Annotated in this window: 25 protein-coding genes; 17 read left to right on the plus strand and 8 right to left on the minus strand. The window is 54.6% G+C overall.

All coding sequences use genetic code 11. The annotated features are described in order from the left end of the window. The first annotated feature begins 41 nt into the window (after positions 1 to 41). The 7 genes from gyrA to ACZ5BW_RS11460 all read left to right on the plus strand — a co-directional run bounded on the left by gyrA (position 42) and on the right by ACZ5BW_RS11460 (position 9538). Positions 42 to 2627: a DNA gyrase subunit A gene (gene gyrA / locus ACZ5BW_RS11430; protein ID WP_464540033.1), complete on the plus strand. Its 2586-nt coding sequence runs from the start codon at positions 42 to 44 to the stop codon at positions 2625 to 2627. A 45-nt stretch (positions 2628 to 2672) separates the two neighbouring features. Beyond that, complete coding sequence (gene serC / locus ACZ5BW_RS11435) at positions 2673 to 3761, plus strand: 3-phosphoserine/phosphohydroxythreonine transaminase (protein ID WP_464540035.1); 1089 nt, start codon at positions 2673 to 2675, stop codon at positions 3759 to 3761. Further along, complete coding sequence (locus ACZ5BW_RS11440; protein ID WP_464540037.1) at positions 3754 to 4953, plus strand: phosphoglycerate dehydrogenase; 1200 nt, start codon at positions 3754 to 3756, stop codon at positions 4951 to 4953. Before serC ends, ACZ5BW_RS11440 begins: the two co-directional genes overlap by 8 nt. Positions 4954 to 5010: 57 nt before the next feature. Next, entirely contained in the window at positions 5011 to 6078 is a 1068-nt protein-coding gene (gene pheA, locus ACZ5BW_RS11445; protein ID WP_464543697.1) for a prephenate dehydratase, read from the plus strand. A gap of 297 nt (positions 6079 to 6375) precedes the next feature. Continuing rightward, the gene (gene hisC / locus ACZ5BW_RS11450; protein WP_464540039.1) at positions 6376 to 7554 is read left to right on the plus strand and encodes a histidinol-phosphate transaminase; all 1179 of its coding nucleotides are present in this window, start codon (positions 6376 to 6378) and stop codon (positions 7552 to 7554) included. Next, positions 7551 to 8567, plus strand: a complete 1017-nt coding sequence (gene aroF / locus ACZ5BW_RS11455; RefSeq protein ID WP_464540041.1) for a 3-deoxy-7-phosphoheptulonate synthase — start codon at positions 7551 to 7553, stop codon at positions 8565 to 8567. Before hisC ends, aroF begins: the two co-directional genes overlap by 4 nt. 68 nt (positions 8568 to 8635) lie before the next feature. Further along, positions 8636 to 9538: a prephenate dehydrogenase gene (locus tag ACZ5BW_RS11460; RefSeq protein WP_464540043.1), complete on the plus strand. Its 903-nt coding sequence runs from the start codon at positions 8636 to 8638 to the stop codon at positions 9536 to 9538. Between the two features lie 16 nt (positions 9539 to 9554). Here ACZ5BW_RS11460 and ACZ5BW_RS11465 read toward each other — a convergent pair whose 3' ends face one another. The 6 genes from ACZ5BW_RS11465 to lpxA form a co-directional block, all read right to left on the minus strand. Beyond that, a complete protein-coding gene (locus ACZ5BW_RS11465) occupies positions 9555 to 9845 on the minus strand; it encodes an encapsulin-associated ferritin-like protein (protein ID WP_464540046.1) in 291 nt (96 codons plus the stop codon). A gap of 30 nt (positions 9846 to 9875) precedes the next feature. Continuing rightward, positions 9876 to 10493, minus strand: a complete 618-nt coding sequence (locus tag ACZ5BW_RS11470) for a hypothetical protein (protein ID WP_464540048.1) — start codon at positions 10491 to 10493, stop codon at positions 9876 to 9878. Beyond that, entirely contained in the window at positions 10483 to 11511 is a 1029-nt protein-coding gene (locus ACZ5BW_RS11475) for a PEP-CTERM sorting domain-containing protein (protein WP_464540050.1), read from the minus strand. The genes ACZ5BW_RS11470 and ACZ5BW_RS11475 overlap by 11 nt, the downstream gene beginning before the upstream one ends. A 187-nt stretch (positions 11512 to 11698) precedes the next feature. Next, positions 11699 to 12112, minus strand: a complete 414-nt coding sequence (locus tag ACZ5BW_RS11480) for a type II toxin-antitoxin system VapC family toxin (RefSeq protein ID WP_464540052.1) — start codon at positions 12110 to 12112, stop codon at positions 11699 to 11701. A gap of 6 nt (positions 12113 to 12118) precedes the next feature. After that, entirely contained in the window at positions 12119 to 12346 is a 228-nt protein-coding gene (locus ACZ5BW_RS11485) for a type II toxin-antitoxin system Phd/YefM family antitoxin (RefSeq protein ID WP_464540054.1), read from the minus strand. A 182-nt stretch (positions 12347 to 12528) separates the two neighbouring features. Further along, complete coding sequence (gene lpxA, locus ACZ5BW_RS11490; RefSeq protein WP_464540056.1) at positions 12529 to 13311, minus strand: acyl-ACP--UDP-N-acetylglucosamine O-acyltransferase; 783 nt, start codon at positions 13309 to 13311, stop codon at positions 12529 to 12531. A gap of 197 nt (positions 13312 to 13508) precedes the next feature. Here lpxA and ACZ5BW_RS11495 point away from each other — a divergent pair, with 197 nt between their 5' ends. Genes ACZ5BW_RS11495 through ACZ5BW_RS11520 form a run of 6 tightly spaced genes read left to right on the plus strand, consistent with a single transcriptional unit; the run spans position 13509 to position 21142 of the window. Continuing rightward, positions 13509 to 15017 carry an ABC transporter ATP-binding protein gene (locus ACZ5BW_RS11495; protein WP_464574149.1) on the plus strand — a complete coding sequence of 503 codons (1509 nt, stop codon included), beginning with the start codon at positions 13509 to 13511 and terminating at the stop codon, positions 15015 to 15017. After that, positions 15014 to 15931 (plus strand): hypothetical protein, encoded by a 918-nt coding sequence (locus ACZ5BW_RS11500; protein WP_464540062.1) that lies wholly within the window; start codon positions 15014 to 15016, stop codon positions 15929 to 15931. The genes ACZ5BW_RS11495 and ACZ5BW_RS11500 overlap by 4 nt, the downstream gene beginning before the upstream one ends. A 22-nt stretch (positions 15932 to 15953) precedes the next feature. Next, on the plus strand, positions 15954 to 17843 hold the full coding sequence (locus ACZ5BW_RS11505; RefSeq protein WP_464540064.1) for a glycosyltransferase: 1890 nt from the start codon (positions 15954 to 15956) through the stop codon (positions 17841 to 17843). Then, on the plus strand, positions 17813 to 18844 hold the full coding sequence (locus tag ACZ5BW_RS11510) for a Gfo/Idh/MocA family protein (RefSeq protein ID WP_464540066.1): 1032 nt from the start codon (positions 17813 to 17815) through the stop codon (positions 18842 to 18844). The genes ACZ5BW_RS11505 and ACZ5BW_RS11510 overlap by 31 nt, the downstream gene beginning before the upstream one ends. Further along, positions 18841 to 19965, plus strand: coding sequence for a DegT/DnrJ/EryC1/StrS family aminotransferase (locus tag ACZ5BW_RS11515; RefSeq protein WP_464540068.1), 1125 nt, complete (start codon positions 18841 to 18843; stop codon positions 19963 to 19965). The genes ACZ5BW_RS11510 and ACZ5BW_RS11515 overlap by 4 nt, the downstream gene beginning before the upstream one ends. A gap of 28 nt (positions 19966 to 19993) precedes the next feature. Further along, positions 19994 to 21142 (plus strand): NYN domain-containing protein, encoded by a 1149-nt coding sequence (locus ACZ5BW_RS11520; protein ID WP_464540070.1) that lies wholly within the window; start codon positions 19994 to 19996, stop codon positions 21140 to 21142. Between the two features lie 119 nt (positions 21143 to 21261). Here the strand turns inward: ACZ5BW_RS11520 and ACZ5BW_RS11525 are convergent, their stop codons facing one another. Beyond that, the gene (locus ACZ5BW_RS11525; protein ID WP_464540072.1) at positions 21262 to 21849 is read right to left on the minus strand and encodes a BON domain-containing protein; all 588 of its coding nucleotides are present in this window, start codon (positions 21847 to 21849) and stop codon (positions 21262 to 21264) included. Positions 21850 to 22004: 155 nt separating this feature from the next. On the opposite strand from ACZ5BW_RS11525, the gene ACZ5BW_RS11530 reads away from it, so the two are divergent. After that, positions 22005 to 22256 (plus strand): type II toxin-antitoxin system RelE/ParE family toxin, encoded by a 252-nt coding sequence (locus tag ACZ5BW_RS11530; RefSeq protein ID WP_464540074.1) that lies wholly within the window; start codon positions 22005 to 22007, stop codon positions 22254 to 22256. A gap of 22 nt (positions 22257 to 22278) precedes the next feature. After that, positions 22279 to 22632: a HigA family addiction module antitoxin gene (locus ACZ5BW_RS11535; protein WP_464543698.1), complete on the plus strand. Its 354-nt coding sequence runs from the start codon at positions 22279 to 22281 to the stop codon at positions 22630 to 22632. Here ACZ5BW_RS11535 and ACZ5BW_RS11540 read toward each other — a convergent pair. Beyond that, positions 22553 to 23686, minus strand: coding sequence for an RNA-guided endonuclease TnpB family protein (locus ACZ5BW_RS11540; protein WP_464540077.1), 1134 nt, complete (start codon positions 23684 to 23686; stop codon positions 22553 to 22555). The genes ACZ5BW_RS11535 and ACZ5BW_RS11540 overlap by 80 nt on opposite strands. A 31-nt stretch (positions 23687 to 23717) precedes the next feature. On the opposite strand from ACZ5BW_RS11540, the gene ACZ5BW_RS11545 reads away from it, so the two are divergent. Beyond that, a complete protein-coding gene (locus ACZ5BW_RS11545; protein WP_464540079.1) occupies positions 23718 to 23873 on the plus strand; it encodes a hypothetical protein in 156 nt (51 codons plus the stop codon). Positions 23874 to 24247: 374 nt separating this feature from the next. Beyond that, entirely contained in the window at positions 24248 to 25315 is a 1068-nt protein-coding gene (locus ACZ5BW_RS11550; RefSeq protein ID WP_464540081.1) for a hypothetical protein, read from the plus strand. Positions 25316 to 25483: the final 168 nt, after the last annotated feature.

Raw genomic sequence — 25483 nt, forward strand, 5'->3', positions numbered from 1 at the left:
CTCGATATGTTCCCGCAAGTTCCTGCCCCCCTTCAAAAGTAATGGATCAATTCGCGAAAGAAACCCTGCAGATCAGCCTCGAAGAGGAGATGCGCCGCTCCTATCTCGACTACGCCATGAGCGTCATCGTGGGACGCGCATTACCTGATGTGCGCGACGGCCTGAAACCGGTGCACCGCCGGGTGCTATTCGCTATGCATGAACTCTCCAACGACTGGAACCGCCCCTACAAAAAATCGGCGCGCATCGTGGGTGATGTCATCGGTAAATACCACCCGCACGGCGATACCGCCGTATATGACACTATAGTAAGGATGGCGCAGAATTTCTCGCTGCGCTATATGCTCGTGGATGGACAGGGCAACTTCGGCTCCGTGGATGGCGACAACCCGGCGGCAATGCGTTATACCGAAATCCGCATGTCGCGCATCGCGCATGAAATGTTGGCCGATCTGGATAAGGAAACGGTTGACTTCGGCCCTAACTACGACGGAACCGAGAAAGAACCGCTGATCCTGCCGACCAAAATCCCGAACCTGCTTATCAATGGTTCGTCCGGCATTGCGGTGGGCATGGCCACCAATATTCCACCGCATAACCTGAATGAAGTGACGGATGCCTGCCTCGCCCTGCTGAAGGACCCCGAAATCGCTATTGACGATCTGATCGACCTGATACCGGGCCCGGACTTTCCCACCGCCGCCCTGATCTACGGCGTGACTGGCGTAAAAGAAGGCTACCGCACGGGCCGTGGGCGCGTGATCATGCGCGCGCGCACTCACTTCGAGGATATGGAAAAAGGGGGCGGACGCCAGAGCATCATTATCGACGAGCTGCCCTACCAGGTAAACAAGGCCAATCTGCTTGTCCGTATCGGAGAATTGGTGCGGGAAAAGAAAATCGAAGGCATTTCCGATTTGCGCGACGAATCGGATAAATCTGGGATGCGTGTGGTTATCGAACTGCGCCGCGGCGAAGTACCCGAGGTGGTGCTGAACAATCTCTATAAAGAAACGCAAATGCAGGACACCTTCGGCATGAACATGGTGGCCCTGCTTGACGGGCAGCCGCGCCTGCTGAATCTGAAGCAGATGCTGGAGGCATTCTTGCGCCACCGGCGCGAGGTTGTTACGCGGCGCAGCGCGTTCGAGTTGAAGAAGGCGCGTGAACGCGGCCACGTGCTGGAGGGACTCGCCGTCGCATTATCCAATGTGGATGAAGTGATTGCCCTGATCAAGGCGGCGCAGACGCCTGCAGCAGCCAAGGAAGCATTGATGTCGCGGGTGTGGCGTTCGCAACTGGTGGAGCAAATGCTGGCGCGCGCTGCAGGGGATGCGAAACAATTCCGTCCAGAGGGCCTGGCGCCCGAATATGGGTTATTTGATGACGGTTATCACCTTTCCGATGCGCAGGCGCAGGCTATACTGGAATTGCGCCTGCAACGCCTGACAGGGCTCGAGCAGGATAAGATTGTCAGCGAATATAAGGATGTAATGGAAAGAATAGCCGACCTCCTCGACATTCTTGCCCGACCGAAGCGCATCACGGCCATTATCACCCAGGAACTTGTTGCCATGAAGCAACAGTTTGGTGATGAACGTCGCAGCGAGATCGTCATCAATACCCAGGATCTGAGCATGGAGGACCTGATCGCATCCGAGGATGTGGTCGTGACGCTATCGCACAATGGGTACATCAAGTCCCAGCCGCTCGACGACTACCGCGCCCAGAAACGGGGCGGCCGCGGGAAGCAGGCCACGGGCACCAAAGATGATGATTTCATCGACAACCTGTTTATCGCCAACACGCACGACTACATCCTTTGTTTTTCCAGCCGGGGGAGGGTCTACTGGATCAAGGTTTACTCCGTGCCGCAGGGAGGGCGCGCTTCCCGCGGCAAGCCTATCGTCAACCTGATGCAACTGGAATACGGCGAGAAGATCAACGCCGTTCTTCCGGTAAAGACATTCGATGACAACCGTTATGTATTCATGGCAACTTCCTTGGGCACGGTGAAAAAAACACCCCTGTCGGAGTTTTCGCGACCGCGCGCGAGTGGCATCATAGCGGTAGGTCTGGACGAGGATGATTTTCTGATCGGCGTAGCGCTGACCGAGGGCAAGCATGATGTGATGCTCTTCTCCGATGGCGGGAAAGCCGTGCGTTTCGACGAGAATGACGTGCGCCCGATGGGACGGGGCGCGCGGGGCGTGCGCGGGATGACGCTGGGCAAGGGGCAAAAGGTGATCTCGCTGGTGGTAGCCGAGAGCGAGGAGCAGGCAGTGCTGACCGCAACCGAGAATGGCTATGGCAAACGCACCCCCATTAGCGAATTCACTCGTCACGGCCGTGGCTCTCAGGGCATGATCGCTATCAAGACGACCGAGCGAAACGGCAAGGTCGTGGCGGCGCGGCTCGTGCGCGAGGATGACGAGATCATGCTCATCACGACTGGAGGCGTGCTGATCCGCACACGCGTGAAAGAGGTTCGCGAGATGAGCCGGGCAACACAGGGCGTGATACTGATCAATCCGGATGAGGGTGAGAAACTTGCCGGGCTGGAAAGGGTCGTGGAAACTGACGAAGCGCCAGGATTAGGGGAAGGCTTAGCCACGGATCAGCCGTGAAGCAGCCAGGGTAAGGAACGCATAAGGAATTCATAAGGAACTCCGATGGAACCCATCTATAACTTCAGCGCAGGTCCAGCGGTATTACCGAAGGAAGTTTTGCAGCAGGCGCGCGACGAAATGCTCGACTGGCACGGCAGCGGTATGTCGGTGATGGAGATGAGCCACCGCGGCAAGGAATTCATGTCCATCGCGACGAGGCTCGAGGCGGATTTGCGGGAATTGGCCGGTATCCCGGCCAACTACAAGGTACTCTTTTTGTCCGGTGGGGCTTCCAGTCAGTTCGCGATGGTGCCGATGAACCTGTTGCGCGGCAAAAAAAGTGCCAACTATATCAATACTGGCCAGTGGTCCACGAAAGCGATCAAGGAAGCGAAAAAATATTGCGCCGTTCACGTTGCAGCTTCCTCGGAAGATGCAAATTTTACGTATGCTCCCACGCAGGATAAATGGAACATCGATCCGGATGGAGCCTATCTGCATTACACACCCAATGAGACGATTGGCGGAGTGGAGTTCAACTGGATTCCGGACTTGCCGGGTACCGATATGCCCCTGGTGGCGGACATTTCTTCCGCCTTTATGTCACGTCCCCTGGATGTAAGCAGGTTTGGGCTGATTTATGCCGGCGCGCAGAAAAACGTAGGTCCCGCAGGTTTGTGTATCGTCATCGTGCGCGAGGATCTGATAGGAACAACCGTGCCGGGCACGCCGACCATGTTCGATTACAGGATTCACGCCGATAACGATTCCATGTACAACACGCCGCCGACTTATGCCATGTATATTACGGGGCTGGTGGTGGAATGGCTGAAACAGAAGGGCGGGCTTCAAGCAATGGAGAAAATCAACATTGCCAAGGCGAGCCTGCTGTATGACTTCCTGGACACTACTGATTTTTATCATTGCCCCGTGGCAAAACCCGACCGCTCGCGCATGAATGTGCCGTTCACTTTAAAAGATCCGGCGCTCGATGAAGAGTTTCTGAAACAGGCGCGAACCCGCGGCCTCATCCAGTTGAAAGGCCATCGTTCCGTCGGCGGAATGCGCGCTTCGATATACAACGCAATGCCGCTTGAAGGCGTAAAGGTCCTGGTGGAATTCATGAAAGAATTTGCGAGCAATCATGCCTGAACGTGCACATAAAATTTTCCGGATACTGACGCTCAACCAGATTTCGCCGCTGGGTCTCAAGCTTTTTGATCCCGGCCATTATAAGGTGGGCAGCGATACAGCCGAGCCCGATGCGATTCTGGTGCGCTCCCATAACATGCTGGACATGGATATTCCTTCCAGTGTGAAAGCAATAGGCCGGGCTGGGGCAGGCACGAACAACGTACCGGTCAGCGCCATGAATCTGCGGGGTGTGCCTGTTTTCAACGCTCCGGGGGCGAATGCCAACGCAGTCAAGGAACTGGTGCTGGCGGGCCTGCTGATCGCCTCCCGCAATCTGATTCCGGCGATTCATTTCACCGAGAAACTGGAAGGCGATAACGAGACCCTGAACAGGCTGGCCGAAAACGGCAAGAAACAGTTCGCGGGCACCGAATTGCCGGGACGCACCCTGGGCATTGTCGGCTTGGGCGCTATAGGGCGACTGGTGGCTGATGCAGCGCTTCGGCTTGGCATGAAAGTGATGGGATACGACCCCAATATCACCGTGGATGCAGCCTGGAACCTGTCCTCGGAAGTCAAGCGAGCGGAAAGCATTGAAGCCCTGCTGCGCAACAGCGAGTTTGTAACACTGCACGTACCCTTGCTGGACGCGACCCGGCACCTCGTCAACCGGCAGGTTGTGCAAAGCATGAGAAACAGTACAATTCTGCTCAACTTTTCGCGCGATGGCATCGTCGATGAAAATGCCGTGCTCGAAGGAATCGAGATGGGGAAGATAAAATATTACGTAAGCGATTTCCCCAGCGAAAAACTTCAACATCATGCAAGGGTGATCACCTTGCCGCACCTGGGCGCATCCACACAGGAAGCGGAAGAGAATTGCGCGGTGATGGTGACGAGGCAGGTAATCGATTATCTGGAGAACGGCGGTATTACCAATGCAGTCAACTTCCCCAATATAGCAATGGAGCGGGAATCCCCTTATCGACTGGCCGTTGCGAATGCCAACGTACCGAACATGGTGGGACAAATTTCAACCGCCATGGCGAAAGCCGGTCTCAATATCCACACCATGGGTAACAAGTCCCGCGGTGAAATGGCCTATACCCTGGTGGATGTCGATAGTCCGGTACCCCAAGAAACGATCGACGAGATTGTGGCGATAAAGGGTGTGCTGAATGTGCGCTACCTGCCCATACCGGCCAAATAGCTGCCATCTCAGGCTATGGCTTTGGCAGGTACGGTTCAAGACAAAAATTATCCCGCGATGACCGCTCAACTCAAACAGCTCCGCGACAAGATAGATGCAATCGACAGCGAGCTCCTAAAACTGGTGAGCACGCGGGCGAACATCGCACGCGAAATCGGAGAAATCAAGAATGGCACTGCGTACAGGCCCGAACGTGAAGCTCAGGTGCTGGCGCGGATGCGCGAACTGAACCCGGGGCCTCTGGAGAATGAACAGGTTGCGCGGTTATTTACGGAGATCATGTCTCTCTGCCGATCCATGGAAGAACCTCTGACGATCGCATATCTTGGGCCGAGAGGCACGTTTTCCGAAGAGGCTGCGCTCAAGCGCTTCGGTAGCGTTGTGACTTCCCTGCCGTGCAATTCGATAGATGACGTATTTCGCAAGGTGGAAGCCGGAAAGGCAGATTATGGTGTTGTGCCGGTAGAGAACTCGACCGAAGGCGCAGTGGGCAGATCGCTCGATCTGTTGCTGCAAACGCGGTTGAAGGTGTGTGGCGAAGTGGCGCTCGCCATACATCAGCTTCTGCTGGCGCATCATCCTGACCTTGCACGCATTCGCAGGATTTACTCTCATCCTCAATCGTTTTCCCAGTGTCACGAGTGGCTCAATGCCAATCTGCCCCATTTACCCGCGTCTGCAAGAATCAACGCCGCAAGCAATGCGGATGCCGCAAGACTGGCGGCGGAAGATGAAAGCGCCGCGGCAGTAGCGGGAAAAAAGGCAGGAGAAGTATATGGCCTCACTGTCTGTGCCGAGAACATCGAGGATGATCCCAATAATACGACGCGCTTCCTGGTAATAGGCGAGCAGGAAGTTGCGCCTTCCGGCAGGGATAAGACATCCCTGGTAACGTCGGTCAGGAATCGGCCGGGCGCCATACATGAGCTACTGGCCCCGTTCGCCCATTATGGAGTCAGCATGACCCGGCTTGAATCGCGTCCGTCCCGTGCGGGTTTATGGGAATACGTGTTTTTCGTGGATGTCGAAGGCCACCAGCAGGAGCCGAAAGTCTCTCAGGCGCTGGGCGAGCTGGTGGAAAAAGCAGCATTTCTCAAAGTGCTTGGCTCATATCCCGCAGCCTGACCCTGCTCTTCTGTTTTCTCACAAACCTCCATGCACTACCACGAAATCCAATAAAGTGAACCTGTGCGATGATCCTGCTACCCTGCGAAAAATTCAACGTCATATCATTGCGGCTCCGAATCCCGGAATCCCTGGTATCCCGGGTATCCCTGGGGGCGCGGCCATGACGAAGATTTGCCTATGGCCAAGAAACGGGTTGTTACAAGCATGAATCCATGCTTTTTGTGCGATTGCCTGTCTCGTTGACGGTTATTATTTTCTGCTTTTTCTTCCCTCTGCAATTCACGATACCATCTTATGAATATTTGCGATCTCGCTCCCGCGTATATCCGTGCCATCAGCCCCTACCAGCCCGGCAAGCCTATTTCTGAACTGGCCCGGGAGATGGGGATGGATGAAAAGTTCATCATCAAGCTTGCGTCCAATGAAAACCCTCTGGGGACCAGTCCAATGGCTCTGAACGCAATGAGCAAGGCGCTCGGCGAGGTTTCGTTGTATCCGGACGGAAGTGGTTTTGAACTGAAAACAGCTTTATCTGAGCGCTATGGCGTGACCAGCGAGCAGATCGTGCTGGGCAACGGTTCCAACGACGTTCTGGAGTTGGCTGCCCGCGTATTCCTGAAGCCGGGAGCTTCGACCGTTTATTCGCAGCATGCCTTTGCGGTTTATCCACTGGTGACGAAAGCGGTGGGTGGAATCGGCATTTCCGTTCCCGCCAGGAACTATGGACATGATCTTGACGCCATGCTGGATGCTGTCGCGCCTGAAACACGGGTTGTATTTATTGCCAATCCCAACAATCCCACCGGTACTCTGCTGCCTGCCGATGATGTACTGCGCTTTCTCGATCGTGTGTCCCCGGATGTGCTGGTCGTACTCGATGAAGCATACAACGAGTACCTGCCACCCGCCCTCAAGGGAGATAGCATTGCATGGCTGAAGCAGTTTCCCAATCTCCTCATTACCCGCACTTTCTCCAAAGCTTACGGCATGGCAGGCGTGCGCGTCGGTTTCGGCCTTGCGCATCCTCAAGTTGCCGGTCTCATGAACCGCGTGCGCCAGCCATTCAACGTCAACAATATCGGTCTCGCCGGCGCGGTAGCTGCGCTGCAGGATGATGAATTCGTAAAGCGTTCTTATGCGCTCAATCAGGCGGGCATGCTGCAGATTGTCACCGGACTGCGACAGATGGGAATCGAGTACATTCCATCCTACGGAAATTTCCTGAGCTTTCGGGTGCAGGGCGATGTGAAAGCAGTAAACGAGAGCCTGTTGAGGCAGGGCGTGATTGTCCGTCCCATCAGCATCTATGAAATGCCGGAACATCTCCGGGTAACTGTCGGGCTGGAACCTGAAAATGAGAAATTCCTGAAATCGCTGGCAATAGCGCTGGAGACGGCGGGAGGGGCAGCAGCGGACACAATACCGGAGATGACGGTGAGAGTCCCCCAGGTTGCCTCGGGAGGATCAGCGTGATTATTGTCATGAATAACGGCGCCACCGAAGAGCAGATCGACACGGTGGTTGCAAAAATTCGAAGCTTCGACCTCGACGCGAACGTTTCGCGTGGCACCGAGCGCACCGTAATCGGTGCAATTGGCGATGAGCGCAAGCTCAGCCCTGAAATATTCGACACACTGAGCGGTGTTGAATATTCGATGCATATCGTCAAGCAGTACAAGATCGTGTCCCGCGAATGGCACAAGGATAATTCGATAATCGATGTGGGAGGCGTGCCGATTGGCGGCGATCAGGTGCAGGTGATCGGAGGTCCCTGTTCGGTGGAAACGCAGGAGCAGATGGATTCGGCGGCGCAACATGTCGCGGATGCGGGCTGCCAGCTGATGCGTGGCGGCGCCTTCAAGCCTCGCACCAGTCCTTATACCTTCCAGGGCAATGGCGAAGAAGGATTGAAAATGTTCCGCAGGGCTGCGGACAAGCACAACCTCCGAATCGTCACGGAATTGATGGACGCCCGCATGCTGGACACTTTCCTTGAGTATGACGTGGATGTGATCCAGATTGGTACACGCAGCATGCAGAACTTCGAACTTTTAAAGGAAGTGGGGCGCATCAACAAGCCCGTGATACTGAAGCGCGGCATGTCCGCAACCGTTTCCGAATGGCTCATGGCGGCAGAATACATCGCCGCAGGAGGCAACCATAACATCATTTTCTGCGAACGCGGCATACGCACCTTTGAAACCGCTTATCGCAATGTAATGGATGTAACCTGCATCCCCGTGCTGAAAAAAGAAACGCACTTGCCGGTAATCGTCGATCCCTCCCATGCGGGGGGAAAGGCATGGATGGTGTCCGCCCTGGCGCGCGCGGCAGTCGCAGCGGGGGCGGATGGCCTGCTGGTGGAGATGCATCCCAACCCATGCGAAGCCTGGTGTGACGCAGACCAGGCATTGAATCCCGAGGAATTCCGTGATCTGATGGGATCGCTGCAAGGAATAGCGGCAGTAATCGGACGGAGTCTTTGATGAATAGCCGCCGCATATAATAGCCAAGCGAGGCTTGATATCAAAGCTCACATAAATCGGGGCCGACGATGACCGCTATCGTGATCCACAAACTGGTGGTTATCGGTGTGGGCCTGATTGGTGGCTCATTCGCCCTCGCATTGCGCAAGGCAGGTATCGTCAGGCATATCACCGGCGTTGGCCGCAGCAGGGAAAACATGCGACGGGCCCTCACGCTGGGCGAGATAGACGATATTGCCAGCGACATTGAATCAGCCTTGAAGGATGCGGATCTGGTGTTCCTCGCTGTGCCCGTCGGACAAACCGGCGAAATCATGCCGCAGATATCCGCATATCTTGCGCCCTCCACCATCGTGACAGATGCGGGCAGCACCAAGCAGGATGTGGTAGCGGCAGCACGTTCCCATCTCGCCCCTCATCTGACAAATTTTGTTCCCGGACACCCCGTTGCCGGTGCTGAAAAGAGCGGAGCAGACGCAGCCAATGCAGATCTGTTTCGGGGCAAAAATGTTGTACTGACCCCCCTTGAGGAAACCAGCCGGGAGGCAACGCAAAAGGTAACGGAATTATGGGAGGCTTGCGGCGCTCGGGTTTCCCGGATGAGTGCGAGCCGGCACGACGAGATATTGGGCGCTGTCAGCCATCTCCCCCATGTTCTTGCTTTTGCGCTGATGAATCATGTCGTCTCTGGCGAAGGTGACGCAAACAATACTGCGTCCGATAATGATCTGCTGCGCTTTGCCGGCAGCGGCTTCCGCGATTCCACGCGTATCGCTGGCAGTTCTCCCGAGATGTGGCGCGACATATGTCTTGGCAACCGGGAGGCGCTACTCAACCAGATCGATACTTACCAGAAGGAATTGACAGCCGTGCGCGAAATGCTGGCGCATGGCGATGGTGATGCGCTCGAAAGATTTTTCGCGAATGCGCGCAGCGCAAGGGAACGCTGGTTGAAAAGCTTGCCCAGATAAATCGATGGAGCCATGATCATGATTTGTGGGCGATGGGCTTGTCAGTGAACAGATAGTCTCTCATCTCCATCGAAAAGATCGGGTCCTTACGGCGAATCCATTCGAGCAGCATCGCCGCGTGCTCCTTTTCCTCATCACGGTTATGCGCGAGGATTGCCTTGAGTTCCTCGTCCTTGCAGGAATCCATACGCTGGTTATACCAGTCTATCGCTTCCAGTTCTTCCATCAGCGAAACGATCGCCTTGTGCATATCCCGTGTTTCGCCGGAGAGCTCCTCAATGGGTTCGTGGTAACCTTCATTTGCCATGCTACCTCCTCTTTCTAATGCTTTCCGCGTCTATTTCTGCTTCACCTGCTTCTCAATATCGTCAAAAACGCCGTTGACAATATTCTCCAGGTCATACGGACCATCACGTCCATACGTAACACATTTTTCATAGCCGGTCACCGCAAAGCAGATGCGTGTGCTCCCTGCATCCATCATGCGCAATGCAGAAGTCGCAATCATTCCATCGTCCTTGAGAAAGACAGAATAGCGCGCGGTGTATTGCGAAGGAAGTTCAAAGAAACGAATCCTGTAAAGCTCGTTCAGGAGGGCAACCAGTGCGCGGGTAGAGTAGGAAACTTGCAGAAATTCTTCCCCCTGTTCGAATGCAGCTGTTCCCTTGCCAGACAGGCTAACCCGCCGAACTGGAAAGGCCGCCTTGCCAGGCTGGCGGGTCAGATGGAGATTGACCTCCTGGATAGGATAAGCGAGTGGAGGACCCTCAGGTCCCAAAGTGCGTTCGCCTGCCATGGACGCTGACCCGGCAAAAAACAATATGAAAACAGGGAGCAGCCTGACGGGGAAAATCCAGTGCGGTAATGACCGTACTCGATAAGCCAGGAAAATCAGGCTGCAGAATCGCCGCAGGGCAGCGGCACGAAAAATTATTCCGGCAGAATCACTGGTCATGGCGCTTTTTGCGCCGTGTTACCCAGCCCAGTAATCCCAATCCGGCCAGCATCATCGCGTAGGTCTCCGGTTCGGGCACAGCCGTTACCGTATATCCAATATCATGGAGAATACCGATCTCGACCGCGCTGTAGTCGCGCGCCTCAGGTCCCGTATTAGAGGCGGCCAGCATCATCATTCCCGCATAAGCGCTATTATTATCATCCAGGTGAGAAACGCTGCTTCCCTCCTCCCACGGGGATGGAGTATATAGACCTACTGGATTACCCCCGTTTGCCGCTACGGCATTGGGTCCATCGAAGAACAAACCTCCTGCGGGACTTCCCTCCCCCACGCTGCTCGCGTCCCAGACCCTCTCGTTGATCGCGAAAGTTGTGGGATCAATGACCGGCGTGCCGTTCTTGTCCACTATGTGGCTATCGAAGGCGCTCCAGCTTCCTGCGTGCCGTGTACCGAGAAGCGGATCGCCGAATTGCCCTATGGACGAAGAGAAACCAAGCGTATGCGTAAATTCATGAAACATCGTGGAGTAGAAGTCATACCGCTCACTCGAAACCGGCGCGTTGAAGCCAAGCTCCCAATTGTTCCCAAAGTTGATGTCCAGAGAGCCATCGGGCCTGCTTCCGTTGGGATCAGTGCCTGTCTGAAGTTTCTCGCGCACGACTTCGTCAAGATTGAAGCCTGCTACTCCACGATCGACATATTCACTTCCGGCCGATGCCAGGGTATCACCCTGCGGATTATTAGTCGCCGTCGCTTCCAGCACGATAGTGCCTGAGTTGGTGAAGTGGCTGCCAAACATTCTGGAGAATTCGGTGGCAGCGGTGTTGAGCGCAGCTTGTCGACCGGAACCATTTACGGGATCAAGAAACCCCGTTCCCGGCGCATCCTTGTATACAAACTGAAAGTTGATGCCCGCATACGCAACGAAACTGAACGACAGGCAGCCAGCAAATAATCCTCCGTTAACTACCGCCCGCGTTACTTGTGCAATCGCTTTCTGTTTTTGATTCTTCATATGACGATTCCCCCGCTCAGATTGTGATTCAGTAAACCCACGTCCTAACTCAGCAATAAAAACGAATAACGCAACCGGCATGGCAATTTTCAACAGGACCCATGACGTTCACATTCAAAGCAATAACCTGTTCCACGTCAAAAAGTTAGCGAGATCAATTCACCGAGCTTCCCTTCCAGGGAAGCTCTCACTGCTTCTGATTACCCCCGGGTTCGGGGATGAGCCATATCAGTTCCGAATATGGCACCAGCGCGGAGTCGACGCTTATAAGCCGCGCAGGCATCAGAAGCATCTGCGCAATCAGCAGCCGATCGAAAGGATCGCGATGGTGTAAGGGCAGGTTGCAAACCCAGGCTGCATGCTTTGAAGTTACGGGTAATTCGATAAAACCCGATTCCAAGGCCGCTTGTGCGATCCTTTCCGCTGAGTACTGAAAGCTTATTTTACCAAGTGAAGTCTTGATTGCAACTTCCCAAATGCTTACCGCGCTGAAATATACTTGATTATCCGGCGTTTCGATCTGCTGCAAAACTTCTATAGGGAGGCGATGGGGCGTATCCAGTACCCATAGCAGAACGTGAGTATCCAGCAAGTACACCATTTAGCGCTATTCAAATAAAGCAAGAGCATCATCCGGCAATGGTGCATCAAAATCGTCCGGGACATTGAGCTGCCCCTTGAATATGCCAAGCTGTCGCTTCGGCACGACTGAAAGCGGCACCAAACGGGCAACGGGCCTTCCCGCCTTGGCAATGATTATTTCCTCACCTGCAGCTGCGTCCTCAACTAATCGCGATAAATGCGTCTTCGCCTCATGAATGTTCACTGTTTGCATACGGGGCCATACGGGACACAAACCAAGTTAAACTAAACTAAGGGTCGATTATATCAGAAGCGGGCACATGCCCCAAAATCAATGGAAGAATCAAGCCAGACCAGACCCCGGGAATCAGTCCGTCTCAGCCTCTTGATTCGGATCGATCCCGCTAACTGGTAGAATCAATCCCTGCTAACCAATCATCGGATAATTCCACGTCCTCGCACGGAAATGAAATCAAGAAAGCGTTGGACAGACGGTGTACCGCTAGCAAGCTGCATGAGCTGCACTTCCGCTTCTTTCAAAGGGAGACCGGATCGGTATACCAGCTTGTAAGCGCTTTTCAGTGCGCGAATAGTGGATTCGGAAAATCCCCGGCGCTTGAGTTCTCTCCAGTTGAGGCCGTAAGGCATGGCTGGATTCCCTGCTGCCAGGATATAAGGCGGCAAATCCTGAGTCAGCACGGTGCCTAAACCGGTAAAGCTGTAGGCGCCCACGCGAACGAACTGATGAACCGAGGTGAATCCGCCAAGCCCCGCGTAATCACCCACTTGGACGTGACCAGCCAGAGAAGCGTTATTGGTAAAGGTCGTGAAGCTACCCACCTGACAATCATGAGCCAGATGAACGTAAGCCATCATAAAATTGTCATTCCCGAGGCGGGTAACGCCTGCGCCTTGGGCGGTGCCGCGGCTGAAAGTGCAAAACTCGCGAATCGTGTTTCGATCGCCTATTTCCAGCCAGGTAGGTTCACCCTTGTATTTCTTGTCCTGCGGCTCATCCCCTAGCGAGCAAAACTGGAAAATCCGATTATTGCCACCGATGCGCGTATGTCCCTTTACGACAACATGCGGCCCGATCCAGGTATTGTCGCCAATCGCGACATGCTCTTCCACGATGGAATAAGCCCCGATGGTTACACCCGAGCCGAGTTGTGCCCGGGGATGGACAATAGCTGTCGGGTGGATAGTGGCTTCCTTCATGAATCAGTCCTGCATTGCAAGCTTTAACCTGCACGATCGCCGATACTCCGGATACTTCGTATACTTCAAACCCTCAGTGGCAGGAACTCCGGTTCTCGGCTAAGATAATTCTTGGCATACATTACATACATGCCATACTTCCCCATCCCATCTGAAGCGCTTGATGTGCCAGAACGGGACCTCGACGGGACTTTGTAATGACAGCCCCGAGAGAACTCACAGTCGAAACAAGATGCGACTCCTCCATGGCCTCCTCTCCGCCAACGGCAACTGATGATACCAATAGCGCAGATATTGCGCTTCGCGTATCGGGCCTGTCAAAGACCTATCGCATTTATGGCCGTTCGCAGGATCGGCTGCTGCAAGGCTTGTGGGGTAACCGGAAGCAACTGTATCGGGAATTCCGGGCGCTGGACAGCATTTCCTTTGAGATCTGTCGTGGAGAAACCTTCGGGATCATCGGTCCGAACGGATCCGGGAAAAGCACGCTGCTGCAACTGATCGCGGGAACACTGACACCCACTCACGGTGAAATATATATCAAAGGCAAGGTGTCGGCTTTGCTTGAGCTGGGAGCCGGCTTCAACGGGGAGTTTACCGGCCGCGAGAATATCCATATGGCGGCATCGATTGCGGGATTGAACCCTGGAGAGATCAGACAGCGCTACGAGCGCATCGCCGCTTATGCCGACATTGGCGATTTCCTCGATCAACCGGTAAAAACGTACTCCAGCGGAATGTATGTACGCCTTGCATTCGCCGTCGCCATTTCGGTTGAGCCGGAGGTACTGATCATAGATGAAGCACTGGCAGTGGGAGACATGGAGTTCCAGGCAAAGTGCATGGTGACATTGAAGCAGATGCAGGAACGTGGCACCACCATCCTCTTTGTCAGCCATGATGTGGGAGCGGTAAGCGCCTTATGTGAGCGCACTCTTTATCTCAAGCATGGCCGGGCACTGGAGATAGGTCCCACCCCCGATATCGTTGCACGCTATATTCGTGAAGTACAGGAAGCAAACAACCGGAAAATAAACGCAACCGTTTCTGAAAACAACGATTCGAGAACTGGCAGCACCCGCAATACTTCTGAAACCGGGCTCACTCCACCCCACCCTACTGTTCCCTCCACCGGCCCGCAGGCAGTGTCTGGAGCGGTGTCTGGAGCCGCGTCTGGATCCTTTACAGCAGCAAGCCCATTCCAATGCGTGGAGAAGGAGCATCTTGCACGCTTTGCTGAAAATGCAAATCACTGCCGCTCCGGGACCGGCGATGTGCGTGTAATTTACGCGGAGATGATAGATGATAACGGACTTCCGATACGCTCCGCAGAATTCGGACAATCAGTCCTCATACGCATCATCGTTGAAGCTGCCCGCACCTGTACTTTTTCCGCCAATTACAAAATTTGCGATAAGAATCGCACGCCGGTGATAGGAGCGGACTTCCTCATGCAAAGTCAGACGCTGTTGACGCTGGAGCCGTCGCAGCAGGCCGAGGTGCTTTACCGGACATCGCTCCCGCTGACCGACGGCAGATACAGCTTGAGAATTTCGCTCACACACCCCGTCAACGCACATCAACAGGCGCTGTTCTTCGATATCGTGGAGATCGCTCACGTATTCGAAGTGCTGCCCAATCCGACTGCAAAGTTCTGGACACAGGTTTATCTGCCGAATACGCTCGATGTAAGGGTTCTGGAATGAGCGATGCCCGGCGGAACAACCTTTCTGACAACCTTTCCGGGGCGCGCAGTTTGCTGGTAATCGCCCATCCGGGACATGAACTGCGCCTCTACGGCTGGATCGCACAGGCGAAACCGCTGGTTTGCATTCTTACCGACGGTTCAGGAAGCGATGATAAGCCTCGGCTGGCGGCCACCTTGAACATCCTGCAGGAACTGGGGGCTGAAATCGGCCCGGTATGTGGTGAATTCACCGACCGGCAAATCTACCAGAAGATGCTGCAAGGCGAATACGACATGTTCGATGCCCTCTGCGAGCGGTTGGCTGCGCTCATCGCTGCGCGAGACATTCGCACGGTGGTCAGCGACGGCATCGAGGGTTACAACCCGACGCACGATTTATGCGAGGTACTTGTCCGGACTGCGGTGGCTATTACCAACGACGTCGCCAACATCGGCAGGGGTGCGGATGGAAAAGAACGCTTTGTCCAGCATTACACTATCCCCCTCATGGGTGATCCGCGGCCAACTGCGCGACCCACTGCGCAACCAACTGTAAGTCGCGCAGAAACCAAGAATCCTGTTAGCCAGCAGGGGTGCGAACAGCACGTTATCGAATTGAACGAGCGTGAGTTGACGCACAAGCTGGAAACCATGCGCGAGTATGTCAGTCGAGCGGGGGGAATCCTCCAGCAGGAGGTGGAGGATGCGTTCCGCTCGTATGGTGAAGACGCTTTTGGCCATGAATACCTGTTTGCGTCCGCCGCACCGGGGAAAGAGCCGGAACGAAATTTCCTGCAACAGAAACCTTTTTATGAAAGCCGCGGGGAACAGCGTATGGCGGAAGGCCGCTACCGGGACGTCATCCGGTTTCATGAGCATGTTCTGCCAATCATGAATCGGCTGAATACAAAGATATCGGCTGTGCGGATATAGCAGGGCAAGACAGAAAAGCACCATGAGGATACTCATCACCAACAACACGCTCGATACCCGTGCCGGCTCCGAACTATACGTCCGCGATCTGGCTCTGTCGCTGCTGCGGCACGGTCATAACCCTGTGGCCTATAGCACACGGCTTGGAGCGGTTGCCGAGGAATTGCGTTCGGCGACCATTCCTGTCATCGACGATCTCAATCTGCTGACGGTCGCGCCCGACATTATTCATGGCCAGCATCATCTCGATGCGATGACGGCCATGCTGCATTTTCCCGATACGCCTGCGGTCTACTTCTGCCATGGCTGGCTGCCGTGGGAGGAAATGGCGCCACGCTTTCCCACGATCCAGCGCTATGTTGCCGTTGACGATCTCTGCCGGGAACGCCTGCAATGCCTCCATGGCATAACCCCTGAGCGCATTTCTGTAATACGCAATTTTGTCGATCTGCAGCGATTTGGCCTGCGCACCGATTTACCTGCCATACCACATAAAGCCCTGGTTTTCAGCAACTATATCAATGAGGACGGTTGCCTCGGAATCCTGCGCGAAGCCTGTGCTGCCCACGGCATCGAGCTCGACGCGATTGGCCTTTCTGTCGGGCACAGTGAAGCGCGGCCTGAACAGATTCTTGGCCGCTATGATATTGTCTTTGCAAAAGCACGTTGCGCGCTTGAAGCCCTTGCCAGCGGAACGGCTGTAATAGCCTGCGACGCAGCCGGCCTCGGGGGCATGGTCACGCCGGACAACTATGAAACCTTTCGCGCGTTCAACTTCGGTATACGGAGTTTGCGTAATCCCATTACTCTGGATACCATCATGCGGGAACTCAACCGGTACGAGGCGGCCGGAGCGCGTGAGGTTACCCGGCGCGTGCGATCAGAAGCCGGTCTCGATCCGGCAATCGAGCAGATCCTCCATGTTTACCAGGAGGCAATCGAAGTGCACGTCCGCGAGTCCAGGGAGAGGAAACCAAGACCGGAAGGCTACTCCGATTCCCGCCTTCAGTCGGCGAGCAGATATCTCCGCGAGATCGCCGATTTCACCAAAAGGCGCCATCAGGTGGAGCAGGAGAAACATCTCGCTTTGGCTGAAGCCGCAGCGGAGCGCATACGTGCTGAGCAGGCCGAGTTCGGGCTGGCGAAAATCCACAACTCGCATCTCTGGCCACTTGTCATGTCGCTCTATCGACTCAAGTATAGGTTATGGAATCGTCCCATTGCCACCCTGCGAGCACGTCGAGAGAATCTACGCCTAGAAAATCGAAAGGACACAGGCGAGGACAAGACTAAAGAAAACAGTAATCCAAGCAATCGAGCCAGCGTATTCGAGCAAATCTATGCCCGCAATGCCTGGCAGAGTTCTGAATCCCGTTCGGGGCCGGGCTCCACGCTGGAACGAACCGAGATACTGCGGCGCGAACTTCCCCCTCTGCTGGCCCGCCTCGGCGTTCGCACGCTGGTGGATGCACCCTGCGGGGATTGCAACTGGCGGCAGCATACTGCAATCGATCTCGATGCATACATCGGCGTTGATATCGTTCCTGCGCTGATAGAGGAAAACCGGCGGCGCTTTCCCTATCCCAACTGGAGATTCGAGGTCGCCGACCTGGTAGAAGATGACCTGCCGCGCGGTGACGCAGTGCTCTGCCGCGATGCCCTGATCCACCTGTCGCTGGCGGATATTCTGCGGGCGCTTTCCAATATCCGCCGCTCCGGGGCAAAATACCTGCTGGCAACCAGCCATGAAACGATCAGCACCAACACAAACATCACCACGGGCGGATCGCGTTCTGTGAACCTGATGCTGGCGCCTTTCAACCTTCCCCCTCCATTGGAGCGCATCGTCGAAAATCCGCAAACGGGAAAGATACTGGGCATATGGATGCTGGCAGAGATGCCATTCTCCTGATGAATCCGATGAATGCGCCCGTGCTGTTATCACCTGGCCCCGAACCGGCATTGCCTCTTGATACCGCTGTTGTCGGTGTCGGATATTTCGGCAGCTTGCATGCATTGTGCTACTCTCGCCTGCCGGGGAGTCGCCTTCAGGCATTGGTCGACCCCGATCCGATTACGCAATCCCTGGCTGAGCATCTGGACGTTCCCTGGTTTACATGTGTTGCAGAACTCCCGCCCACAATCCGCACGGCATCGGTTGCCACACCGGTTGCTACGCATTTCGAGCTGACCAGATTCCTGCTCCAGCAAGGGCTGGACGTGCTGCTGGAAAAGCCGATTGCGGAAACCGCAGCCCAGGCGACGGAACTGCGAATGGTAGCGGAGGCAAATCAATGCATCCTGCAAATCGGACACATTGAACGCTTCAATCCGGCCTTTGCCACTGGCAGAACACTACTCCCGCTCGCCCGTACCATCCGATCGGTACGCACCACTCGGCATCCCCCGCGACCAAGCGCACTGGATGTGGTTATCGACCTGCTGATCCATGATCTTGACCTGATTCTGCATGGCCTGGATTCCTCCGTGGTGGAACTGCATGCCTCCGGTAGAAGCTGCGGTTTAACAGCTATAGATGAAGCAGAAGTTGAACTGACTTTCTCCAATGGAGGCCGGGCATACCTGGACGCGCACTGGGGGCGGGGTACGGAGCAGGAAGAACGTCGCATGGTTGCGGAACTGGAAAATGATGAAACCTGGGTCATCGATTTCAGGCGCCGGATAACCTACCGGAAAGCATCCAACAGCTCATCAGATGCTTCTCCTGCGAACAGTCGCACGCTTCCGTTTCCCATGCAACGGATACAGGAAGATACGTTGAGTCTGCAACTTGCAGCCTTCCTTGATGCCTGCCGCAACCGTTCATTACCCCAGGTTACGCCGGCGGAAGGCAATGCTGCCCTGGAGCTGGCGCACCATATCCGGCAGCAGATACTCAGGCCCTGCCCGTGATCATCCCGCAACTCGACTTGGCTGGGGAATATCAGCAACTGCGTGCGGAAATCGACGCTGCTGTGCAGCAGGTATTTTTGAAAGGTGCATTTATCGACGGAGCAGAAAACGCGGCGCTGGAACACGAACTTGCGGAATACATCGGCGCTGCTGAAGTCATCTGTGTCAATTCCGGTACCGACGCGCTGTTACTCTCCCTCAAGGCATTGGGAATAGGTGCGGGGGATGAAGTAATCGTGCCCGCCTTCACCTTTTTTGCAACGGCAGAGGCAGTGAGCCTGACAGGAGCACACCCCTGTTTTGCCGACTGTGCACCCGGCCAATACAATATCGATGCGAACGGCGTGAGGCAGGCGTTGACGCCGCGGACAAAGGCCGTCATCGCTGTCCATCTTTTCGGGCAGCCGGTCGATCTCGCGCCATTACAGGAATTCTGCGTGAACCACGACCTGTGGTTGATCGAAGATGCAGCGCAAGCAATCGGCGCCCGCTATCACGATCGTGGTATCGGATCCTTCGGCATCACCGGCGCCTTCAGCTTCTACCCCACAAAAAACCTGGGTGCCTATGGTGATGGCGGAGCGATTGCCTGTAGCGATCCCGATCTTGCGTCGCGATTGCGACGCCTTCGAAATCATGGGCGGCAGGATCGCTACCAGCACGCCGAAATCGGCTTCAACACCCGTCTCGACGAACTCCAGGCAGCAATATTGAGAGTCAAGCTTCCCTATCTGGATAGCTGGAACACGCAGCGTCGTCAACTCGCCGCGCTATACCAGCAAGCTCTCCAAAATACGGAATGCAACTGGCCGGCAGTCCTTGAAGGCACCGTTCCCGTCCACCATCAGTTCGTAGTTAACCATCCGCAACGCGATGCGCTGCAACTGTTTCTGGCAGAGCATAATATTTCAACTGCCGTTTTCTATCCCATTCCCTGTCATCGACAATCAGCCTTCTCGGAATCGCACCCCGGTGTCTCGCTGCCGCTGGCCGAACGTCTTGCCGATCAGGTGCTGGCCCTGCCTATCTACCCCGCTCTAGCTCCCGAAGCGGTAAGGCATATCGGGGAACTGATACAGGATTTCGAACACGTCGAACACGGGAAAGGGAAGTCACCCTAACCCCCATTATTGATAGGGAATAAACCTTATGGCCACACTTCAGGAAAATGTCAGCATGGCGGTATTTTGTGACTTCGAAAATGTCGCTCTTGGCGTGCGTGACGCGAAATACGAGAAGTTCGACATCAAGCCGGTGCTGGAGCGATTGTTGCTCAAGGGCAGCATTGTCATAAAAAAGGCTTATTGCGACTGGGATCGTTATAAGACCTTTAAAGCTGCGCTGCACGAAGCAAATTTCGAATTGATCGAGATTCCGCACATTCGTCAGTCCGGTAAAAACTCAGCCGACATCCGCCTGGTCGTGGATGCGCTCGATCTTTGTTATACGAAATCGCATGTGAACACGTTCGTCATTATCAGCGGCGATTCCGATTTCTCGCCACTCGTCTCCAAGTTGCGCGAGAACGCGAAACAAGTAATCGGTGTTGGAGTCAAGAAATCAACTTCAGATCTGCTGATAGCCAACTGCGACGAATTCATTTTTTATGACGATCTGGTACGCGAGATCGAATGCGCTGCGGCGAAACGCGATACAGCAGAAGCACCGCCTGTGGTGAAGCGTGCGCCTGCGGAGGAAAAACGCCCAGGAGAGGAGCTCGAAGCACGCAAGAGTCAGGCAATCAACATGGCGGTAGAAACTTTCGACGCCCTGGTATCCGAGCGCGGCGACAGCGGAAAAATCTGGGCATCGACGCTCAAACAAGCGATCAAGCGCCGTAAACCTGGCTTTAACGAATCTTATTATGGCTTTCGTGCTTTCGGTAATCTGCTTGAAGAGGCGCAAGCCCGGGGCCTGCTTGAATTGGGCCGTGACGAGAAATCAGGCACGTACGTTTATCGCAGCAGCGCGGCGGCCGATAGCGGGACAGCAGTGGAAGCACCGCCGCCTGTTCCTGCTTCACTTGAGATTGCGGCACCATCAGTGCCGCTCGACGGCATCAACTCCCTGGATGAAACGCATCAGCGAAGAAAAAGTCGTCGAAAGGCCGTGGAAAAGAAAGCAGATTTGCTGCCAGCAATTCCTGTACTTGAGACAGAAACTGCACAGGCTGCCGGCAATCCGGCAGATCAAACGGTGTCTGAAAAACCAGGAATCAAGGGAAGAAAAAAGCCAACTGCACGCCGTCCACGCAAACCGGAAGATGGGACAGATAAGATCGATAAGATGCCTGGTTAGTCTTTTCGCCTTCCCGGCAAGGAAACTGTGAATCCATCGCTTTGATGCCAATGATACATTGAGCGCCCGCTCAAGGGATCGTGTCGGACAGTATTCCAGGTAGATTAAAAAATTCAATGTCAATCCAGATACTCGAACACTTCGACGACCTTGCGGACGCCATCCGTGGATCTCGCAATCTTCACCGCGCTTTGCGCCTCCTCCCGGTCCACCAGCCCCATCAGATAAACCACCCCATCCTCGGTCACGACTTTGACGTGGTTGGCCTGGAATAGTCCCTCATTCACGAACTTCGCCTTGACCTTGGATGTAACCCAGGCGTCATAAGTGCGCGCGGTAAGCGGCTTGATCTCACCGACCGCAATTTCATTGGTGACGTCACGCACGCCTTCCACGGCCTTCACGATGTCTCCAATCTCATTTTTAACCTTCGTGGACGCCGCCTGGCCAGTCAGCAGTACGTTACCATTGAAACTCGTAACCTCCACATGAACCTTGAGGCCAAATTTGTCCTTGATTCTCCCGTTGCTCTTGAACTCGATGCTCTCATCCTGGACCATGGTGCCGCTTGTACGCCTGTCCTCAGCTACCGCATAGCCACTACCCGCAGCAGCCCCCGTTACCGCCACCGCCGCGCAACCGGAGAGAAATGAAAGCAGAAGCAGGAAAAAAACAACTGCCCATAACTTCAAATTCAGGTTTTGCATATAGTTTTGCATGTATTCCCCCAGATAAAATATCTCAACCTCTACTTTATCTCCTTTTATCCTCTCCTTGGTGCATCCTTGCACCCTTTTCTGCACCAAAAGCGATTGTCAACAGGCGAGAACCATTGATAAATTGCTCCATCTTGAGAAGAAGTTTGGACACAATTAAAGCCTTCCACGTTAAAGCCTTCCACGGTTTTGAAGGCCGAGCGGCGCGACTGTCAATCCTGAACGCGGCGCTGTCGCTCGGTACGCTGTGCGCTCTGCCGGGAAACCGGCTCGAAGCGTTCAGAGGAGATCGTGCCGGACAATACTCCATTCGCATCAATCAGCAATGGCGCATCTGTTTCGAGTGGCCGGACGGTCAGACCGGGCCGAGCAATGTTGAAATCGTGGACTATCACTGAGGAAAGGAGATCAGCCATGTTCATGAGAGCCGTTCATCCCGGCGAAATCCTCAAGGACGAACTGGATGAACTGGATATTACGCCAACCGAGTTTGCGCGACAGATCGACGTGCCGCCGAACCGGATCAGCCAGATCATCGCGGGCAAGCGCGCCGTTACCGGCGACAGCGCCTTGCGCTTCGGGCACTGGTTCGGCACTGAACCGCAATTCTGGCTCAACCTGCAAAGCGCTTTTGACATCCTCCCCCCGTCTGAAGACGGAGGATCCCACTTCACAGAACCTTGCCTATTCACATTTACATGCAAACAGGACTTACAGTTTCTCCATGGGCTGACACCGCCAGTCCGGCGGCCAAAACATTGCGCGCTGCATTGATGTCGCGGTCGTGGACACTGCCGCATTCCGGGCAAGTCCATTCGCGCACCTTCAAAGGCATGGCCTTTGCGGTATGTCCGCACCCGGAGCAGCGTTTTGACGAGGGATACCATTTGTCAATGCCGATCAGTTCGCGTCCATACCAGTGCGCCTTGTACTCAAGCTGCCGCGCGAATTCAGACCAGCCTGCATCGCTGATCGACTTCGACAGGCAGCGGTTCTTCTGCATGTTGCTGACAGCGAGACTTTCAATGGCGATCACTTGGTTTTCGTTTATCAGCCGTGTCGAAAGTTTGTGCAGGAAGTCCCTGCGGGAATCGGTAATCTTCGCGTGCAGCCGGGCTACTTTCAGTCTGGCCTTGCGCCGGTTTGCGGAGCCTTTCTGTTTTTTCGCCAGTCTGCGTTGCAGCTTTGCCAGTCTGGTTTCATTCCTGCGGAATGTGTTGGGCGAAGCAACCTTTTCGCCGGTCGAGAGGATGGCGAAGTGAGTCAGGCCCAGATCAATGCCAACCTTTCCGACTGCTTTGTTCCTGGCGGTGACTTGATCCGTGCAAAGCATGGACACGAAATAGCGGTTGGCCGTGTCCTTGCTGACCGTGACGGTGGAAACGACAACCGCTTTCGGGATGGTGCGCGAGAAGCGGATATTCAGAGATTTGTCCATCTTCGCCAGCTTCAGTGCTTTGCCGTCCCATTTGAACGCGCTGGTCGTGTACTCAGCCGCCTGGGCGCCGTCCTTGTGCCTAAATGCCGGGTATCCGGCGCGCCTGGCAAAGAAGTTGGAAAAAGCGGTTTGCAAATGCCGCAGGGATTGCTGTACCGGGACGCTGGAAACCTCATTCAACCAGGCATGCTCAGGAGTTTTCTTGAGTGCCGTGAGCATTGCGGAAGTCTCGTTGTAGTTGACCTTCTCCATTCGCTGAAACCATGCGTCAGTGCGCTGGCGAAGCATGTGGTTGTAGGCGAAACGCGCGCAGCCGAACGTTCTGGCAAGAACTTCCGCTTGCTGCGGCGTCGGGTAAAACCGGAATTTGTAGGCACGTTTAACTTCCATTCAGGCATTTTACAAGAAATACCTGAACCTTGTGACAATTACGCAATTCCTCCCGCGACTGAAGTCGCAGGTTTCCTTGCGAGGATTCTATGAAATCCGCGTCGCGGAGGAAAAGACCGGGCATGAGATTGCGCGGCTGCCGGTGCGGGCAGGCGTAGCGCAATCCGACTCGCCGAACATTGCGTAGAGCTGAATCGGGATACTCAGCCCGGCATTCAGAACTTTCGTCCTAAAAGACCTTTACCGTCGGTCTCTGTGAAACAACCCTCGCAGGAACCATCACGAAGACCGCAAAAGCGACAATCGTCGCATGGAAGGCCTAGATCGTCCTTCAGCGTGTGCTAATGTAAGAGTTAAGAGGAACAGCACTCCAGCCTATTAGCTGCCCATTTTTGTTGAAAGTTGGATAGCCCGGCTCACTCTCAACGTACAGCCAAAATGAAAGATGTGATCAGCAGGTGATCATTACTTGTTCGCGTCGACTGAACCAATTCGCCCATGATCTGTTCTTGCCGTTATTCTTTCTCACTTCAAAAGGTAGGAGTCAAAATGAGACGCATAATGAACAAAATTCGATTGTTTCATATTATGACCTCGACCACGTTCTGGTTCGCCATTGCTGAAATTGCCTCTGCTGCTGACTCAGTCACGGAGCCACTACCCACCCTTCAGACAGAACGCTTCTTGATTATCATGGCAGTCATCGTTTTGATGGGTATCTTGTTTTACCTTCTGTTTCGGTGGTGGCAAAATGTCGAGCAGTCTTCGTACTTTGGAATGCGGTTTCGGGATACGATCAAGCTCAATGAGACCTCTCGCCTCTGCGCTCCTATTGAAGCGGCATGGAATGTAGGCACGTATTGGAATGAGCTAATTAGTGAGGATACCAAGCGTGGAGAGCAATGGGTTAAAGATCATCCGCGACCGCAGCCGGATAAAGAGCTCTCGAAGCTCGCAAGAGAACTGGATTATGAGTATCAGTTGGAAGTCATAAAACAAAGGATGCAAAGTGGAGGAATGAATAGGCTTCCCGGATCCGGAGATGGATTCAGCAACATGGGTGATCCTTGGGGGACTCCGAACCCCGCCGCTGGGGGGACTCCGAGCCCATTCGCTCGGGGGAATGCGCTCCCCGGCGGGGTACCAACAGCGATTAATACTGCACGAAATGATGAATCGAAAATGGCTACTTACCGTCAGAAATATGGCGAATTTCACGAAGCCGCGCAGAAATGGGTAAGGCAGGCGTATGCATGGGCATATCAGCGGTATGAAGAAGATCTCGAAGAGGCAAAAAAAGAAGCGGAAAACCTGGCAAAGCAAGCCATGGGGGCAGTCGATTTCTCGGCCATTCGCGGGCGTGGCCCGGAATTCGTGCTCGAGTTCACCGCTGTTGTCGTCATTATCTTTGCCGCTGTGATCCTCGGGGTTGGCGGGCAACTTTCAAACGAACAAATAGGCACATTGCTGGCGGCAATTGCCGGTTATGTTCTCGGAAAGGCGACAACGCGCGGTTCCTCGGCTCAAGTGCAGGTGGTGAGCGACAAAACGCCCGAACAAAATACTGAAGGTGGTAAACAGGTGGTGAGCGACAAAACGCCCGAACCAGGAACTGGAGGCAGTAAGTAATCAAGAGGATAACTCGCCCTCAAGAAGCCGGACTGAGAGGCTTTCAAACAACTGTAATTATGTCCGGTGGAATCCAGTGCTTCAGTTGCCGAGGAAGCCAGGCTACGATTGAGCAATCTCGAAACAGTGCCATAGTACTGAGGCTACAACAGCTGTTGAGCTTAGAAC

This window comes from Nitrosospira sp. TNL300, assembly GCF_055385915.1.

Coding starts and splice junctions, on each gene's coding strand:
- gyrA (WP_464540033.1), top strand. CDS start 42: ATGGATCAATTCGCGAAAGAAACCCTGCAGATCAGCCTCGAAGAGGAG.
- serC (WP_464540035.1), top strand. CDS start 2,673: ATGGAACCCATCTATAACTTCAGCGCAGGTCCAGCGGTATTACCGAAG.
- ACZ5BW_RS11440 (WP_464540037.1), top strand. CDS start 3,754: ATGCCTGAACGTGCACATAAAATTTTCCGGATACTGACGCTCAACCAG.
- pheA (WP_464543697.1), top strand. CDS start 5,011: ATGACCGCTCAACTCAAACAGCTCCGCGACAAGATAGATGCAATCGAC.
- hisC (WP_464540039.1), top strand. CDS start 6,376: ATGAATATTTGCGATCTCGCTCCCGCGTATATCCGTGCCATCAGCCCC.
- ACZ5BW_RS11460 (WP_464540043.1), top strand. CDS start 8,636: ATGACCGCTATCGTGATCCACAAACTGGTGGTTATCGGTGTGGGCCTG.
- ACZ5BW_RS11465 (WP_464540046.1), bottom strand. CDS start 9,845: ATGGCAAATGAAGGTTACCACGAACCCATTGAGGAGCTCTCCGGCGAA.
- ACZ5BW_RS11470 (WP_464540048.1), bottom strand. CDS start 10,493: ATGACCAGTGATTCTGCCGGAATAATTTTTCGTGCCGCTGCCCTGCGG.
- ACZ5BW_RS11475 (WP_464540050.1), bottom strand. CDS start 11,511: ATGAAGAATCAAAAACAGAAAGCGATTGCACAAGTAACGCGGGCGGTA.
- ACZ5BW_RS11480 (WP_464540052.1), bottom strand. CDS start 12,112: ATGGTGTACTTGCTGGATACTCACGTTCTGCTATGGGTACTGGATACG.
- ACZ5BW_RS11485 (WP_464540054.1), bottom strand. CDS start 12,346: ATGCAAACAGTGAACATTCATGAGGCGAAGACGCATTTATCGCGATTA.
- lpxA (WP_464540056.1), bottom strand. CDS start 13,311: ATGAAGGAAGCCACTATCCACCCGACAGCTATTGTCCATCCCCGGGCA.
- ACZ5BW_RS11495 (WP_464574149.1), top strand. CDS start 13,509: ATGACAGCCCCGAGAGAACTCACAGTCGAAACAAGATGCGACTCCTCC.
- ACZ5BW_RS11500 (WP_464540062.1), top strand. CDS start 15,014: ATGAGCGATGCCCGGCGGAACAACCTTTCTGACAACCTTTCCGGGGCG.
- ACZ5BW_RS11505 (WP_464540064.1), top strand. CDS start 15,954: ATGAGGATACTCATCACCAACAACACGCTCGATACCCGTGCCGGCTCC.
- ACZ5BW_RS11510 (WP_464540066.1), top strand. CDS start 17,813: ATGGATGCTGGCAGAGATGCCATTCTCCTGATGAATCCGATGAATGCG.
- ACZ5BW_RS11520 (WP_464540070.1), top strand. CDS start 19,994: ATGGCCACACTTCAGGAAAATGTCAGCATGGCGGTATTTTGTGACTTC.
- ACZ5BW_RS11525 (WP_464540072.1), bottom strand. CDS start 21,849: ATGCAAAACCTGAATTTGAAGTTATGGGCAGTTGTTTTTTTCCTGCTT.
- ACZ5BW_RS11535 (WP_464543698.1), top strand. CDS start 22,279: ATGAGAGCCGTTCATCCCGGCGAAATCCTCAAGGACGAACTGGATGAA.
- ACZ5BW_RS11540 (WP_464540077.1), bottom strand. CDS start 23,686: ATGGAAGTTAAACGTGCCTACAAATTCCGGTTTTACCCGACGCCGCAG.
- ACZ5BW_RS11550 (WP_464540081.1), top strand. CDS start 24,248: ATGAACAAAATTCGATTGTTTCATATTATGACCTCGACCACGTTCTGG.